The organism is Burkholderia sp. ABCPW 111, from assembly GCF_000773065.1.
GTDB lineage: Bacteria > Pseudomonadota > Gammaproteobacteria > Burkholderiales > Burkholderiaceae > Burkholderia > Burkholderia savannae.
In genome coordinates this window covers 229,430-244,238 of sequence record NZ_JPWT01000066.1, presented here as the reverse complement: position 1 = coordinate 244,238, position 14,809 = coordinate 229,430, and the positions used below count along the sequence as shown (strand labels likewise).

Here is a 14,809-nt window from a genome sequence, read left to right as displayed (position 1 = left end):
GACCTCACACGCGGCGCTTCGGCGCTTCGCCGGTGTACAGCTCGCGCTTGCCCCACTGCGCGAGGTCGATCGCATCCTTGCCGGCCATCAACGCTTCCTCCTGGATACGTTCGAGGTTCACGCAGACGCGACGCACGGACCCGTGCGCCAGTTCGACGAGCCGCGTGAGCAGATCGTCCGCAACCGTGATGTGTCGGCAATACAGCGTCGCGAGCTGGCGAGCGTCGTCGATCGTGACGGGCTGTGCCGGCACCCAGGCCAGCACGCGGCCGTGCATACGCTCCCACTTCTTGAGTTTGATCGGCAGCGCTTCCTCGCCGATCATCAAGATCGGTGCCTGGCTCGACTCGTACAGATCGCGGACCAGCTCGACCGCGTTGCGGTCGACCAGGTGATCCATCTCGTCGATGATCAGCGGCCGGCCGGACGCGGCCAGTTCTTCGGCGACCTGATCGGCCATCTCGGGGATCGTGCCGCCGGGTTTGATACCCATCTCGAACAGGATCGCCTTCAGGAAATGCTTCTTCGTCCAGACCGACTTCGCCTGCACGTAGCGCGCGCGGCGAGCGTTCGCCACGTAGTTCGCGGCCATGCTCTTGCCGTAGCCGGACGGGCCGTAAAAGCACACGAGACCGGGCAGGTTCGCGCTGCGCGAGACAGCGCGCTCGATCGCGATGTCGCACAGGTTCAGGTTGGTGATTTGAGCGACGCCGCCTACAATCGGTTTGAGCGTGGATTCGAGTTGTGTCATGCTTGCTCCTGTTGGTGTTACTGATGGCTGGCGAGCTGCAACTCTTCAGCCTGTTCCGCGCGGCGCTTTTGCGCCGCGAATTCTTTGCTCAACGCGTATCTGCCGTACCACTGCAATTCGTCCTGGTCGGGAATGCCCCCTGTTTCGATGTGTTCGTTCAGGGTCTGCCACCGGGCAAATCGCAGTTCGGGTGTTTCCGGAAGCTGAAACACGGTGGCGGTTTCAGTGACGGCTTCCGATTCCGATTGCGGTTCAAGGGCCATGAGTGCGGCCGGTTCGATGTCGATCACTGGCTCGACGTCCACAAAGCGCCGACTCAGCGCGTGGCGCGTGATGTCGCCGAACCCCGGGATCGTGATGACCTCGGGCGTTTCGAGGGTCAGTGCCGGTTGGCCACGACGTTCCGCCTCGACCTCGTCGAGCTTCGCTTGCAGGCGATTCGCTCGCGCATCGGCACGCTTCTCGCGAGCCTGTTCGACAGCGGACTGCGGCATGTAGGCCCGTTCGTTCGCGCCGGCCTCGGCCTGGCAGATGTAGCGACCGTCGAGCGCGTAGATCCAAACGAACCGCGCATCGTTGATGTCGTAAGCGACTTGAACTTCTTCGTCGTGGAATTCGAGCAGCTCCTGCGGATTCGAATACCGGTGATTCAGGAACCGAACCTCGCCGCGCGCGACGGTGCGCTTGATACGCGGCCGGAACACCATGCGCGCATCGTGTTCGTCGAGCGTGTCGGCCTGCCAACCTTGCGCGCCATGCGCCGCCCACGCTTCATTGGGCGACATGTGCCGACGCTTGCCGGTGTTCGGATCACGGATGACGGGTAGCGTGCTATGGGGACGGTCGTTGTACGCGTCGACCTGTTCCTGGCAAAACTGGATGAACGCGTCCCATCCCATCAGCGAGATCGCGCCGCCGTGCTTGAGAGCGTCGCGCGTGATCTTGAACATCACGTGCTTGGCCTGGCGGTCCATGTCCACGCCCATGTACGACGGCAGCGTCTTCGCGGCGGCGACCCACAGCGTCTGGTGAAGGCGCTCGACGACACCTCGTGCCTGCGAGTTGTACGGAATCGAGTGCGTGACGACGAAGCCCAGGCGACCCTGGACGCCGACGCCTTCGTCTTTCAGCAATGCGTTCTTGTAGCCGGACCCGTTGTCGACGTAGAACATGCTCGGCACGCCGCACTTGAGTACTGCGGTACTCAGCGCGTCGAGCACGGCGAACGACGACTCGGCCAGGTCGAGCGAGATGCCGACCGCGCGTCGCGTGGCGACGTCGATAATCGACGTGATCTCCGGCCGGAACGGCCGACCGTGCAGCGGGTGCTGTACCTCCGCGTCGAACGTATGACCGTCGGCCGACCAGATGTCGTTCGGCAGCAGCTTGTCGAACGTGCGGCGGATAAACGGCAGCATGGTCTTCAGTTCGCGCGATCCCATACGCCCGGTCTGCAACGTCACGCTGCCGAGCTTGTCGAGGAAGCGTCGGACCTGATGGACGCTCGGCACGTCGTAGGTGACCCGCTGCACCGCGCATGCCGTCGTGAAGTCACGATAGGCTTGCTCGACCGACGGCTTCTGCGGCTGCTGATAGTGTTCGAGGAAGAGCTTCGCCCACGCCGGGATCACGAAGCTCGACTTCGGAATCTTCGGCGCGAGAGAGCCTTGTTTCGCGAGGCCGAGATAGCGCTTCAGCGTGCGGATGCTCGGGAATTCGTCACCCTTGCGACCGCGCGCATCTTTGGCCGCGCGCAACATGGCTGTCAGGTGATCGTCGAGCGTGCCGAGGCGCGCCTGCGTGAGCAGCGTGTGCATCGCCGCCTCGCGCGAGACACGGCATTGCGTCATGATGCGATCGAGCATCGACAAGATGCCCTTGCGCGCATCGGCGCGCAGGCGCTGCACATCGGTCTCGACGAGCTGCAGTTGCTGCTCGCGGCGGATGATCGCCTGCGGCTTCGCTTCGGGCATCGTCCCGACGAGCGCGGTTGACGCTCGGCGGCGGATTTCTGCTTGTGCGTCGACGGGCAGGCTTTCGAGCGCATATTCGAGGCCGCCACCGCGACCCTCGCGTTTCCGAAACGACCAAGCCGCCGATTTCGCGCGCAGTTTGACACCTTGCATCGTGGTCGGAAGGCTCGGCAAGTTCATGCCCGCCAGTTCTGCGGCGGCGTAGTGCGATTTGACGACGGCCTGCATCACTCGGCCTCCGCATCATCGAACCGCAGCTCAGGCGCGCGATCCTTCGTGACGTTCTCGCGGTGGTAGCCGGCCTGGGTCATCGCGCAGGTCAGTGCCGCGATTGCTTCGGCCTGTTCGTGGCCGGATGCGTAGTAGCGGCAAAGCACAGCCGCCGCGTCGGCAAACGCGCTTTGCAAGGATGCGAGATCGGAGACGCCGGGGCGACGGCCGGTCGGAATCTCGATGACGACGCGGCGGCCGTCCGCAACGCACAGGTATTCGCTGACGAAGCGTGCGCCGCAGAATTCTTCGAATTGACGCACGCGGTTCAGCGGCATCGACGTCTCGGCGAGCCAGCGATACAGCGTTTTTACTTCGACGCCCATCAGATCGGCCAGCACCTTCGCCGGCCGGCGGCGCTCGTCAGCATGTTGAACGCACAACTCGAAAGCCTCACTCAGGCTTGTCGCGTGCAGGGATTTCCAGGTCCGTTTTCTCATCGTCGTGTCGTCCAGGTCGGGAATCGCGCCGATAGCGCGTCGGGATCGGGGTGCGTACGATTCAATCCATTGCAACGGCGGCCGAACGCACAGTGCGGGGCGCACAAACAGGGGAGGACGGTGACAAAACGGGCGTAAAATTTCGTTTCTCGTATCGGCTCGGCCAGATTGCCTCTGGCGGAACGCCGATCGTTTCAGCAATTAGCTTCTCGGCGTTCGGATACGCCGTGCGAAGCGCGTTGCGCAAGGTTCCAGGCGCATATCCGTGATGGATTGAAAGAGCGCGAAGGGACCAGCCGGCCTTTTTCACGGCGGCGATGATGTCCGCCTGATGCCAATCGGATCGTTGGGCGGTCTTTTTTGGGACATTTTCATGCCTCATGGCGTACTCCATGCGGTTCGTCATGAAGCAATTAAACCCGAACGGAACGCGAAAATCAACCCTTTCGGGTTGTTTATTGTTCCGATCGGACTTGTCATCACCCCGATTGGGTGATTTTCCCTTGTAAATCAACCATTTGTACGGAAGATGAAAGCAACAATGGAGCGAGATGCCCCTCTTTCAAGTTCCGATCGGGATGTTGAAACCTTCAACAAGCAGGTCGGCGAGAGGCTGCGTCGTGTCCGAACGGACGTGTTGAAGACGTCGATCGCCGAGATGGCAGCTACCTTCGGCATTGGCACCAGCACAATTCAACGGTACGAGAACGGGGAGCGGACTCCCGACGCGTTCTTTCTTCGGCAAGTCGCCGAGCGAGCCGGGGTTCCGATCAACTCGCTGTTTGGCCAGGAGCCTGAGGTAGCTCCCACCGCCTTCACCGAGGGGCGATCTGACGACGCGCAGCCCCAAAGCGCATGTTTCGATACGATGGGAAACCCGGTCGACATCGCCGAGTTCGTGTTTATCCCGCGTTACAACGTGAAAGCCGCCGCTGGGCACGGGGCGTCGTTGGGCGACGGCAAACCTCCGCTGGCGATGGCTTTCCGGCGATATTGGGTCGACAATTACCTACGGATCAACCCGAAAGATTTGGCTGTGATCGCAGTAAAGGGCGACTCCATGGAAGGGGTGCTGAGTGATCGGGACGTAATCTTGGTCAACCAAGCGGATACCCGACCAGGCGCAGGTTTGTACGTGCTGAGAATGGACGGGGAGCTGTTTGTGAAACGTCTTCAGCGGCTTCCGGAGGGGAGGCTCGAAGTAAGTAGCGCCAACGAGGCGTACCGGCCGTTTACGGTTGATATGGCGTCGCCGCCAAGCGACTTCGAGATCATCGGCCGCGTTGTCTGGGTGGGCCGGCAAATATAGGTGGTGTGGATAACTTCCACTCCCCGCCTATTCTGGTGTCAAAATCTTTGCGAAATCCGCGCATTTCGCAGTCATTTCTCGCAGAATCCTTCGCGCACCGCCGCGACCGCCGAAATTGCCCGACGCCTTGTGCGGCGGGCGTTCGAGCGCTTTTCTAGTCCGGATTCTGGCGGTGTCAAATCGAGCACCTCCCCACACTGGTGGATTCGGCTGCCGCGGAAGGCGAGGTGATCGATCGATGGGCGCGCCAAAAACAGAAAAGGGTTACAAGCGACTAGCCTGTAACCCTTCGAATTCCTTGGTGGGGCGTGAGTGACTCGAACACTCGACCTACGGATTAAGAGTCCGCTGCTCTACCAACTGAGCTAACGCCCCGACAGAAGTGAAATTATGCATGGGCTTTTGAACCATGTCTAGCCCTTTTTGCTTTTTTCTCGAAAAATTCGCGCGCGGCCCGCGCTGCTGTGTCGAGTTCGCACGATCCGTCGCTTCTCGCGCGCTCCCGGTATGATGTCGCCCAAACCCTGTCGCGCGGCGGGCGCGCGGCTCTTTCTGGGCGTACGACGATGGACGAAAACACTGTCCGTGATTTGCTGGATCGGCTCCTTGCTCCGTGGGTCCGCTCCCTTTCCCTCACTCCCGTATCGGTTTCGGAGGAGCGCGTCACCTTGCGGCTGCCGTTCTCCGGCGAGCTGCGCCACTCGGGCGGCGTGATCTGCGGTCAGGTGTTCATGGCGGCCGCCGACACCGCGATGGTCGTCGCGATCTCCGCCGCGCTCGGCGAATTCCGACCGATGACGACCGTCGCGCTCAACACCCATTTCATGCGCCCAGTGCGCAAGGGCGACGTGCTCGTCACCGCTCGCGTGCTGCGGATGGGCCGCAATCTCGTGTTCGGCGAAATCGAGCTGTTCGACGAGGACGGCAAGATGGCCGTCCACGCCACGTCGACCTACGCGCTCGTTTCCTGAGCGCCGGCAGCGGCAGGCGGCAACGAGGAGCGCATCCGATGTTCGACCAAGTCGTATTCGCGGGCGGCGGCAATCGCTGCTGGTGGCAGGCGGGATTCTGGGACGTCCTGCGGCCCGCGCTCGACGTGCGGCCGCGCGTGATCGCCGGCATTTCGGCCGGCGCGGCGACCGCGTGCATGCTCTACACGCGCGATTCGCGCTGGGTGATGCGCTATTACGAAGAGGCGCTCAAGCACAACCGCAGGAACGTCTACTGGGGCAATCTGCTGCGCGCCGAACCGGTCTTTCCGCATTACCGGATCTATCGGCAGGCGCTTCTCGACATCTACGGCGAGCCGTTCGCGAAACTCGCCGGCGCGCCGGAGATCCGCATCGGCGTGTCGCACGTGCCGCGCTGGCTCGGCGCGCGCAGCGCGGTCGCGGCGGGACTCATCGCGTACAACATCGAGAAGTACGTTCGCAAGGCGCTGCACCCGACGCTCGGCCGTTCGCTCGGTTTCCGCCCCGAATTCGTCCGCGCGCAGGATTGCACGCGCGCCGACGAGCTCGCCGATCTCGTTCTCCAGTCTTCGTGCACGCCGCCATTTACACCCGTTCTGCGCCGCAACGGCCGGCCGGTGCTCGACGGCGGGATGGTCGACAACGTGCCGGTCGGCGCGCTCGATGCGTCGCCCGGGCTCGTGCTCGTGATGGTGACGCGGCTCTACCCGAGGCCGCAGACATTCGTCGTCGAGCGCGGCGGCCAGCGGCGGCTTTACGTGCAGCCTTCGCGCAAGGTGCCGATCTCGAGCTGGGACTACACGAGTCCGCACCAGATGCAGCATGCGTACGATCTCGGCCGGCGCGATGGTGAGCGCTTCCTCACTTCAGCGCCGACGCTCGTCGGCGAAACCGGTGCGGGGTGTTAAGGCTGGGCGGGGCTGCGGTGTGCGGAATGCGGGGCCCGGGACTTGGGATACGAGATACGAGATACGAGATACGAGATACGAGATACGAGAGGCGAGAGGCGAGAGGCGAGAGGCGAGAGGCGAGAGGCGAGAGGCGAGAGGCGAGAGGCGAGAGGCGAGAGGCGAGAGGCGAGAGGCAACTTGCGGAATGCAGCGAACCGCTGAATCGGGCGCGAGGCGCGCGGCCGCCGCGCACCTCGCTTCCTCCCGCCGCCGCCGCCGCCGTCCCGCCGACGCTCAGCGGCGAATCCGTCCCTGAGTGAGCGCCTCGGGATTCGCGACACTCGACAGGTCGCCCGCGTCGAACGCGAGGATGTTCTTGAACGCGGCGCTGAAGTAGAGCTCGTAGCTTTCGCGTTCGACGTAGCCGATGTGCGGCGTGCAGATCACGTTCTCCATCCGCAGCAGGCTGTAACCCTGCAGGATCGGCTCGCTCTCGTAGACGTCGATCGCGACCATCCCCGGCCGGTTGCGCGCGAGCGCGGAGACGAGCGCGTTTTCTTCGAGCAGCTCCGCGCGGCTCGTGTTGACGAAGAGCGACGTCGGCTTCATCCGCAGCAGATCGTCGAGCTTGACGATGCCGCGCGTGTCGTCGTGCAGGCGCAGGTGCAGCGACAGCACGTCGGACTGCTCGAAGAGCGCCTCGCGGCTCCCGGCGGTCGCGTAGCCGTCGGCGCGCGCCGCTTCGAGCGAATGCTCGCGGCCCCAGATCATCACGTTCATCCCGAACGCCTTGCCGTAGCCGGCGACGAGCCGGCCGATCTTGCCGTAGCCCCAAATCCCGAGCGTCTGCCCGCGCAGCACTTGGCCGAGCCCGAAGTTCGGCGGCATCGCCGACGTCTTCAGGCCCGACTGCTGCCATGCGCCCTGCTTCAGGTTCGCGACGTACTGCGGAATGCGGCGCTGCGCGGCCATGATGAGCGCCCAGGTCAGCTCGGCGGGCGCGATCGGCGAGCCCGTGCCCTCGAGCACGGCGACGCCGCGCTCCGTGCATGCGTCGAGGTCGATGTGGGTCGAGATGCGCCCCGTCTGGCTGATCATGCGCAGATGCGGGAGCTTGCCGAGCAGTTGCGACGTGATGTGGGTGCGCTCGCGAATCAGCACGAGCGCTTCGACTTCCGCCAGGCGGCTCGCGAGCTGCCCGAGGCCGCGCACCGTGTTGTTGAAGATCTTCACTTCATGGTCGGCGAGCATCTCGAAGCAGTTGAGCTTGCGGACGGCGTCCTGGTAGTCGTCGAGGATGGCAATTTTCATGGCGTGTTTCGGGATTCGCGCGGGATGAGCGATGTCAGGTGGTGGCCGTCGCGCTTCGTCGCGCGCCGGTCCGGCCCGGTTTGGGGGCCGTAATGATCCTATGGCGGCGCGGCAACAGGTGTATCTCTTTTTAACAGCTTGTTACGCGGCGCGGCAAGCGTTTGCGTCCGGGCGGAAATCATGCTGTTCGGGCCCCGCTCGATGCCGGCCGGACGGCGATTCCGCCGTTTCTCAATTGGGCGATTTGCGCAGGGAGATTGCTCAATTATTTCATTATCAAGAACAATTGGTCTTTCCGGCTAGGCGGGCTGAGCAAGTTCGAAGGTTTTTATCGAGATTCCGCGCGAAGTTGAGCAACTCTGCATCTTTTTCGCTGTCGTAGGAAAATTACTCATTTGCTTCATATTTTTGAAGCGGTAACAGCGGTAGGAGTGGAGTATGGATCATTTGCAGTCGATGCGAGTGTTCGTCAAGGTCGCGGATCTCGGCAGTTTCGCCCGGGCGGCGAGCGCGATGGACATCTCGAACGCGGTCGCGACGCGCCACGTCGCCGACCTCGAAGGCCGGCTCGGCACCCGCCTTCTGAATCGCACCACCCGTAGCCTCTCGCTGACCGAATCCGGCCAGGTCTATTTGGAGCGGGCGCGCCAGATCCTCGACGAGCTCGAAGATGTCGAGCAGATGGTCGTCGCGCGCAACCACGAGCCCGTCGGCACGCTGCGGATCGTCGCGCCCGTCGTGTTCGGCCTGCATAACCTCGCGCCGGTGCTGCAGACATACACGCAGCGCTTTCCAAAGGTCATTCCCGATCTAACCCTCGTCGATCGACAGGTCGATCTCGTCGAGGAAGGGTTCGACGTCGGCGTCGTGATCACGCGGCAGATGCGCAGCGCGAGCATCGTCACGCGCCGGCTGACGACGGGCTGCATGGTGGTCTGCGCGACGCCGAGCTATCTGGAGAAGCACGGCATGCCGACGCATCCCGAGCAGCTCGTCGAGCACCCGTGCCTCAGCCTGCCGTCCGAATACTGGGGCGACGAGCGCGTGTTCACCGGCCCGGACGGCGAGGTGCGCGTGCGGCCGTCGAACGTCGTCGTCGCGAACAACACCGAAATGCTGCGCCAGTTCGCGATGCTCGGCATGGGCGTCGCGATCCTGCCGAGCTACCTGATCGGCAGCGACATCGCGCGCGGCAAGCTCGTGCGCCTGCTGAGCGAGTACCGGCTGCCGCAGGTCGAGATCAACATCGCGTATCCGAGCCGCCGTCACCTGCCGGCGAAGGTGCGCACGTTCATCGATCACCTCGTCGAGCACTTCAGCCAATTGCCGGACACGATGTTGGGCGAGCAGTGGGCCGCGCAGGGCGGCTTCGGCCAGCCCGTCGAGGCGCTGCCCGCCGACGCGCTCGCCGAGCGCCCGAGCGCCGCCGATCCGGCGCTGTCGCCGCGCCTGCCGCGCGCGCCGCGGGCGCGCACCGTCGTGCCGTCTCCGCTGTAACGCGCGCCGGCGCCGCGCGCGTCCTTGTCCGGCGCGCACGCCGCTGTGCGCCGGATCTCCACCGCAAAAAGCAAAAGCGCGGGCTCGTCGGGAGCCCGCGCTTTTGTTTGGACCGACGCGTCGAGGCGTTCATGCCGCTCGATCGCACGGCACGGCGCACGCCGCGTGGCGCCGCGCCCGGCGCGCCGCGCGGGCTCGGCGTCGACGCCGATTACGAACCCGTCTTGCGGGCGGGCGTCTTGCGCGCGGCCGTCTTTCGAGCGGGCGCCGCCTTCTTCTCGGCTTTTTCGTCGCCGTCCGTCGCGGCGTCTTCGGCCGCGGCCGTCGACTTGGACGCGGTCTTCTTCGCCGCCGCGGGCTTCGGCTCCTTCTTCTCGAACTCGAAGCCGATCTTGCCGTCTGCCTGCTTGACGAGGTACGCCTTGAAGTTGCGTCCGGTGCGCGACGACTTGAAGTTCGGCAGCAGATCGGTGCGGCCGTTCTCGAGGAGCTTCGCCATCTGTTCGCGGGTGATCTCCTGCTGCAGGATCACCTTGCCGGAGCGGAAGTCGCAAGTCTTCGGGTTCGCGACTGCATGCTCGCAGACGTAGCTCATCCCGTGCTCGAACACGCGGCCCTTGCACTTCGGACATGCGCCGACCGGCTCCTGCGCGGAAAAATCGGGCGCCTCGCCCTCTTCGCCGCCCTGGTCCTGGCCGAAGTCGAACTCGAGCTTGTAGTTCTTCGTCTCGTCGTCGAACGTGAGCTTGAGGATCGCGGAGAACGGGCGGCCCATCTTGCTGCGGAAGCCCGACAGCGGCCCGATCTCTTTCTTCTGCAACAGCTCCTCGACTTCGGCGATCTCGAACTGCCGGCTGCCCGGGATCTTCGAGATCGAGAAATCGCACTTCGTGCAGGCGAAGCGCCGGTAGTTCTCCTTCACCTGGCCGCCGCAGTTCGGGCACGGCGTCTCGAGCGTCGCGTAGTCGCCCGGGATCGTGTCGGAGTCGTATTCCTTCGCGCGCTTGACGATCGTCTGCGTCATCCGCGCGATTTCCTGCATGAACGCGTCGCGCTGCAGGTTGCCGCGCTCCATCTGCGACAGCTTGTATTCCCACTCGCCCGTCAGCTCGGGGGCGGTCAGCTCCTTCACGCCGAGGCCGCGCAAGAGCGTCATCAGCTGGAACGCCTTCGCGGTCGGGATCAATTCGCGGCCTTCGCGCACGAGGTACTTCTCGCCGAGGAGGCCTTCGATGATGGCCGCGCGCGTCGCCGGCGTGCCGAGGCCCTTTGCGGCCATCGCTTCGCGCAGCTCGTCGTCCTCGACGAGCTTGCCCGCGCCTTCCATTGCCGACAGCAGCGTCGCTTCCGAATAGCGCGCGGGCGGCTTCGTCGTGAGGCCGTGCGCGGCGATCTTGTCGGTCTTGACCTTCTCTTCCTTCTGCACCGGCACGAGGTTCGCGTCGGCGCCCTCGGCGTCGCGGCCGTACACCTGCAGCCAGCCCGGCTCGACGAGCACCTTGCCTTCCGTCTTGAAGTGGTGGCCGGCGACTTCGGTGATCCGCGTCGTCACCTTGTACTCGGCGGCCGGGAAGAACACGGCGAGGAAGCGCTTGACGACGAGGTCGTAGAGCTTTTGCTCAGGCTCGGACAGCGATTTCGGCGCTTGCAGCGTCGGGATGATCGCGAAGTGGTCGCTGATCTTCGAGTTGTCGAAGATCCGCTTGTTCGGCTTCACCCAGTTCTTGTCGAGCACCTGCTTCGCGTGCGGCAGGTAGTTGTTGCTTTCCTTGAGCATCTCGAGCGTCGATTTCACCGTGTCGAGGTAGTCCTCCGGCAGCGCGCGCGCGTCGGTACGCGGATAGGTGAGCACCTTGTGCTTCTCGTACAGCGCCTGAGCCAGGCCGAGCGTATTCTTCGCGGAGAAGCCGAAGCGGCTGTTCGCCTCGCGCTGCAGGCTCGTCAGGTCGTACAGCAGCGGCGACAGCTGCGTCGACGGCTTCGATTCCTCGGTGACGGTGCCGATCTGGTCGCGGCACGCGGCGACGATCGTCTCCGCGGCGGGCAGGCTCCAGAGGCGCGAGTCGCGCTTTTCGGGGTCGAATTCGTCCTTCTTGAACTTCGGATCGTACCAGCGGCCTTCGTAGAAGCCGCCCGCGCAGACGAATTCCGCGCGCACTTCCCAGTAGTCGCGCGGCACGAAGCGGCGAATCTTTTCTTCGCGCTCGACGACGATCGACAGCGTGGGCGTCTGTACGCGGCCGACGGTCGTCAGGAAGAAGCCGCCGCCCTTGCTGTTGAACGCCGTCATCGCGCGCGTGCCGTTGATGCCGACGAGCCAGTCGGCCTCCGAGCGGCAGCGGGCGGCGTCGGCGAGCGGTTGCATGTCCGAGTCGGTGCGCAGGCGCGCGAAGCCGTCGCGGATCGCGGCGGGCGTCATCGACTGTAGCCACAGGCGCTGGACCGGCTGCTTCGCCTTCGCGTGCTGCGCGATCAGGCGGAAGATCAGCTCGCCCTCGCGCCCCGCGTCGCATGCGTTGATCAGGCGCTCGACGTCCTTGCGCTTGATCAGCTTCGTCAGCACCTTGAGGCGAGACTCGCTCTTCGCGATCGGATTCAGATCGAAATGGGGGGGAATGACGGGCAGGTGCGCGAAGCTCCATTTGCCGCGCTTGACCTCGTATTCCTCGGGCGCGGCAATTTCGAGCAGGTGGCCGACCGCCGACGACAGCACGTAATCGTCGCTTTCGTAATATTCGTCATGCTTGGTAAAGCCGCCCAAAGCGCGCGCGATGTCGTTCGCGACAGAAGGCTTTTCCGCAATGATGAGTGCTTTCGACATGACAAGTGTGTATTGGTAGACCGGGCGAGCCCGAGTGCGGGCCCTTTTACGACGGCTTTATAGCACACGGCGCCCAAACGGCGGCCGGCGCGAGCAAAAAGCGGGTCATCATAAGTGGGGGCAAGGGCGGCGGCAAGCCTGTCGCACGCCCTCTCGCGTAAACCAGCGGTAAAGCCGCATTTCGCGATCGATATTTTGGGGCCGAATGGCGCTAGTCGAACAAATTGCGCAGCTTCGGTGCATGCGGCGCGCCCGGCAGCGCGGTCAGGTCGGACAGCATTCGTTCGACGATTGCCGCATGCGGCAGCACGGTGCCGAAGAAGCGAACCGAGTTCGCGTCTTCGATAAGGAGCGTCGGGAAGTTCTCGACGTCGAGCTCGTCGAGCCGATCGGCGTGCGTTTCGATGTCGACCCACGCGAAGCAGGCGTCGGGGTGCGCGTCGGCGAGCCTGTCGAACGCAACGCGGTATTCGCGGCAGGTGCCGCACCACTCGGCGCACAGGCAGGCGACGAGTAGCGTGTCGGGATTCCGGAGGCGCTCGGCGATCCGATCTTCGTCGGTGTCGAGATTCAGCGCGGGCATTGGTGGATTTCCTTGAATCGTAAGGTGGCGGCGGCTCGGGCGAACGCGCGAGCGGGACGCCTATTCGCCGGAATGTAGCACGCCGCCCGTTCCGCGCGCTTGAGCGCACGCGTGCGCGCCGTCGATGCGGGTGTAGCGGCCGCCCGGCAGCGCCGCGATGCGTCCGGCAAGCTCCAGTTGCAGCAGCAGCCGGTGCAGCGAGTCGCTCGCGAGCGACGTGCGCTGAGCGAGCAGCTCGGGCGGCACGGGGCCGTAGCCGATCGCGTCTAGCAGGCGGCGTGCGTCGTCGTCGAGCGCGGCGTCGGCCGACGCGCCGGCGCGCGCGTCGCACGGCTTGACGGCAGGCCGGGCGGGGTCGAGGCCGAATTCCTCGAGCACGTCGGCGGCGGTCTCGACGAGCTTCGCGCCGTCGCGGATCAGCGCATGGCAGCCTTGCGACAGCGGCGCGTGGATCGAGCCGGGGATCGCGAACACGTCGCGTCCCATCTCGTTCGCGAGTCGCGCGGTGATGAGCGAGCCGGAGCGCGGCGCCGCCTCGACGATCAGCACGCCGCCCGATAGCGCGGCGATCAGCCGGTTGCGTTGCGGAAAATGCGCGGATCGCGCGGGCGTGCCGAGCGGCCACTCGGAGACGAGCGCGCCGCGCTCGGCGATTTCGTGGGCGAGCGCATGGTGGCGAGCGGGATAGACGAGGTCGGCGCCGGTGCCGATCACGGCGACCGTGCCGCTTGCGCCGTCGAGCCCGCCTCGGTGCGCGGCGCCGTCGATGCCGCGCGCGAGGCCGGACACGATCGAAAGGCCGGCGTCCGACATCTCGCGCGCGAAGCGTGTCGCGTCGGCGAGCCCTTGCGGCGTGGCGTCGCGACTGCCGACGATCGCGACCGCGCGCGCATGGAGCAGCGCAACGCGCCCCTTTATATATAGCAGCGGCGGCGGATCGTAGAGTTCGGCGAGCGAGCGGGGATAGGCGGGATCGTGCCGGGTCACGAGCGCGTTGCCGGGTTCGGCGAGCCAGGCGAGCGCCGCGTCGACGCGCGGCTCGAAATCGTCGGCGGGCGGCGCGAGCAGCGCGCGGGCCGCCGCGTCGCCGGCGAGCGCCGCCAATTCCGCGTGCGACGCGGAGAAGAGCGCTTCGGGCGACGCGAATGCGCCGAGGAGCGCAGCGCAGGCAGCGGCCGGCACGCCCGACGCGCCGGCAAGCCGCAGCCAGCCGGCGAGCTCGGCGCGCGTCAGCATCAGCGGCGACATGATGAACCCCTCCAGAAGCGCGGCCAGCGGGCCGCGTGGTGCCGTGATAAAATTTTCATCATCTGAAATAAAACGAATGCCACGCGCGCAGGCGCGCGGCGATTGGCCGGTCATCGCGGCGCGCGGCGCATTCCGCGCGTCGCAGAATCCATCTTGAGGCCGGCGCGCGCGCCGCGGCAGTCGGCCGAACGGCCGATGCGCGCGAGTCGTTCGTCTCTCAACACTGAACATCATGGCTTTGCTGAACATCCTTCATTACCCCGACAAACGGCTGCACAAGGTGGCCAAGCCGGTCGACAAGGTCGACGATCGCATCCGCAAGCTCGTCGCCGACATGGCCGAGACGATGTACGCAGCGCCCGGAATCGGTCTCGCGGCGACGCAGGTCGACGTGCACGAGCGCGTGATCGTGATCGACGTGTCCGACGAGAAGAACGAGCTGCGCGTTTTCATCAATCCGGAAATCGTCTGGACGAGCGACGGCAAGCAGATTTACGAGGAGGGCTGCCTGTCGGTGCCCGGCGTCTACGACGAAGTCGAGCGGCCGGACCGGGTGCGCGTGCGCGCGCTCGACGAGAAAGGCGAGCTGTTCGAGGTCGATTGCGAAGGGCTCCTCGCGGTGTGCATCCAGCACGAGATGGATCACCTGATGGGCCGCGTGTTCGTCCAGTATCTGTCGCCGCTCAAGCAGAACCGGATCAAGACGAAGATGAAGAAACTCGAACGCGCGATGTGACGCGCGCGG

Annotated in this window: 13 protein-coding genes and 1 tRNA gene; 5 read left to right on the top strand and 9 right to left on the bottom strand. The window is 64.9% G+C overall.

Annotation, left to right across the window (positions count from 1 at the left end; genetic code table 11):
- Nucleotides 1-4: 4 nt before the first annotated feature.
- The 4 genes from X946_RS14455 to X946_RS31185 are packed head-to-tail and all read right to left on the bottom strand — an operon-like array spanning nucleotide 5 to nucleotide 3,948.
- A complete protein-coding gene (locus X946_RS14455) occupies nucleotides 5-751 on the bottom strand; it encodes an AAA family ATPase (RefSeq protein WP_038730309.1) in 747 nt (248 codons plus the stop codon).
- Between the two features lie 17 nt (nucleotides 752-768).
- Nucleotides 769-2,952, bottom strand: coding sequence for a DNA-binding protein (locus X946_RS14450; RefSeq protein WP_052145087.1), 2,184 nt, complete (start codon nucleotides 2,950-2,952; stop codon nucleotides 769-771).
- The gene (locus tag X946_RS14445) at nucleotides 2,952-3,509 is read right to left on the bottom strand and encodes a hypothetical protein (protein WP_226377189.1); all 558 of its coding nucleotides are present in this window, start codon (nucleotides 3,507-3,509) and stop codon (nucleotides 2,952-2,954) included. The genes X946_RS14450 and X946_RS14445 overlap by 1 nt, the downstream gene beginning before the upstream one ends.
- Entirely contained in the window at nucleotides 3,496-3,948 is a 453-nt protein-coding gene (locus X946_RS31185) for a helix-turn-helix domain-containing protein (RefSeq protein ID WP_226377190.1), read from the bottom strand. The genes X946_RS14445 and X946_RS31185 overlap by 14 nt, the downstream gene beginning before the upstream one ends.
- Nucleotides 3,949-3,975: 27 nt before the next feature.
- On the opposite strand from X946_RS31185, the gene X946_RS14440 reads away from it, so the two are divergent.
- Nucleotides 3,976-4,743 (top strand): XRE family transcriptional regulator, encoded by a 768-nt coding sequence (locus X946_RS14440; RefSeq protein ID WP_052145086.1) that lies wholly within the window; start codon nucleotides 3,976-3,978, stop codon nucleotides 4,741-4,743.
- A gap of 299 nt (nucleotides 4,744-5,042) precedes the next feature.
- Here the strand turns inward: X946_RS14440 and X946_RS14435 are convergent.
- Nucleotides 5,043-5,118 (bottom strand) — tRNA-Lys (locus X946_RS14435).
- A gap of 191 nt (nucleotides 5,119-5,309) precedes the next feature.
- Between X946_RS14435 and X946_RS14430 the strand changes: the two genes are divergently transcribed.
- Both X946_RS14430 and X946_RS14425 read left to right on the top strand, forming a co-directional pair.
- Nucleotides 5,310-5,714: a PaaI family thioesterase gene (locus X946_RS14430; RefSeq protein ID WP_038748597.1), complete on the top strand. Its 405-nt coding sequence runs from the start codon at nucleotides 5,310-5,312 to the stop codon at nucleotides 5,712-5,714.
- Nucleotides 5,715-5,752: 38 nt separating this feature from the next.
- Nucleotides 5,753-6,622 (top strand): patatin-like phospholipase family protein, encoded by an 870-nt coding sequence (locus X946_RS14425; protein WP_038748596.1) that lies wholly within the window; start codon nucleotides 5,753-5,755, stop codon nucleotides 6,620-6,622.
- Nucleotides 6,623-6,898: 276 nt separating this feature from the next.
- Here the strand turns inward: X946_RS14425 and X946_RS14420 are convergent, their stop codons facing one another.
- Nucleotides 6,899-7,915: a D-2-hydroxyacid dehydrogenase family protein gene (locus X946_RS14420; protein WP_038748595.1), complete on the bottom strand. Its 1,017-nt coding sequence runs from the start codon at nucleotides 7,913-7,915 to the stop codon at nucleotides 6,899-6,901.
- Nucleotides 7,916-8,353: 438 nt separating this feature from the next.
- Between X946_RS14420 and X946_RS14415 the strand changes: the two genes are divergently transcribed.
- On the top strand, nucleotides 8,354-9,412 hold the full coding sequence (locus tag X946_RS14415) for a LysR family transcriptional regulator (RefSeq protein ID WP_038748594.1): 1,059 nt from the start codon (nucleotides 8,354-8,356) through the stop codon (nucleotides 9,410-9,412).
- A 211-nt stretch (nucleotides 9,413-9,623) separates the two neighbouring features.
- Here the strand turns inward: X946_RS14415 and X946_RS14410 are convergent, their stop codons facing one another.
- The 3 genes from X946_RS14410 to dprA all read right to left on the bottom strand — a co-directional run bounded on the left by X946_RS14410 (nucleotide 9,624) and on the right by dprA (nucleotide 14,064).
- Complete coding sequence (locus X946_RS14410; protein ID WP_038748593.1) at nucleotides 9,624-12,233, bottom strand: DNA topoisomerase III; 2,610 nt, start codon at nucleotides 12,231-12,233, stop codon at nucleotides 9,624-9,626.
- Nucleotides 12,234-12,444: 211 nt separating this feature from the next.
- A complete protein-coding gene (locus X946_RS14405; RefSeq protein ID WP_038748592.1) occupies nucleotides 12,445-12,816 on the bottom strand; it encodes a thioredoxin family protein in 372 nt (123 codons plus the stop codon).
- A 60-nt stretch (nucleotides 12,817-12,876) separates the two neighbouring features.
- Entirely contained in the window at nucleotides 12,877-14,064 is a 1,188-nt protein-coding gene (gene dprA, locus X946_RS14400) for a DNA-processing protein DprA (protein ID WP_038748591.1), read from the bottom strand.
- A 232-nt stretch (nucleotides 14,065-14,296) separates the two neighbouring features.
- On the opposite strand from dprA, the gene def reads away from it, so the two are divergent.
- Nucleotides 14,297-14,800 (top strand): peptide deformylase, encoded by a 504-nt coding sequence (gene def, locus X946_RS14395; RefSeq protein ID WP_038748590.1) that lies wholly within the window; start codon nucleotides 14,297-14,299, stop codon nucleotides 14,798-14,800.
- Nucleotides 14,801-14,809 lie beyond the last annotated feature (9 nt).

Bases quoted from the DNA above. Each gene is read 5' to 3' on its own strand.
- X946_RS14420 (WP_038748595.1), bottom strand. From the start codon at position 7,915: ATGAAAATTGCCATCCTCGACGACTACCAGGACGCCGTCCGCAAGCTC.
- X946_RS14425 (WP_038748596.1), top strand. From the start codon at position 5,753: ATGTTCGACCAAGTCGTATTCGCGGGCGGCGGCAATCGCTGCTGGTGG.
- def (WP_038748590.1), top strand. From the start codon at position 14,297: ATGGCTTTGCTGAACATCCTTCATTACCCCGACAAACGGCTGCACAAG.
- X946_RS14455 (WP_038730309.1), bottom strand. From the start codon at position 751: ATGACACAACTCGAATCCACGCTCAAACCGATTGTAGGCGGCGTCGCT.
- X946_RS14410 (WP_038748593.1), bottom strand. From the start codon at position 12,233: ATGTCGAAAGCACTCATCATTGCGGAAAAGCCTTCTGTCGCGAACGAC.
- X946_RS14430 (WP_038748597.1), top strand. From the start codon at position 5,310: ATGGACGAAAACACTGTCCGTGATTTGCTGGATCGGCTCCTTGCTCCG.
- X946_RS14440 (WP_052145086.1), top strand. From the start codon at position 3,976: ATGGAGCGAGATGCCCCTCTTTCAAGTTCCGATCGGGATGTTGAAACC.
- X946_RS14415 (WP_038748594.1), top strand. From the start codon at position 8,354: ATGGATCATTTGCAGTCGATGCGAGTGTTCGTCAAGGTCGCGGATCTC.
- dprA (WP_038748591.1), bottom strand. From the start codon at position 14,064: ATGTCGCCGCTGATGCTGACGCGCGCCGAGCTCGCCGGCTGGCTGCGG.
- X946_RS14450 (WP_052145087.1), bottom strand. From the start codon at position 2,952: ATGCAGGCCGTCGTCAAATCGCACTACGCCGCCGCAGAACTGGCGGGC.
- X946_RS14405 (WP_038748592.1), bottom strand. From the start codon at position 12,816: ATGCCCGCGCTGAATCTCGACACCGACGAAGATCGGATCGCCGAGCGC.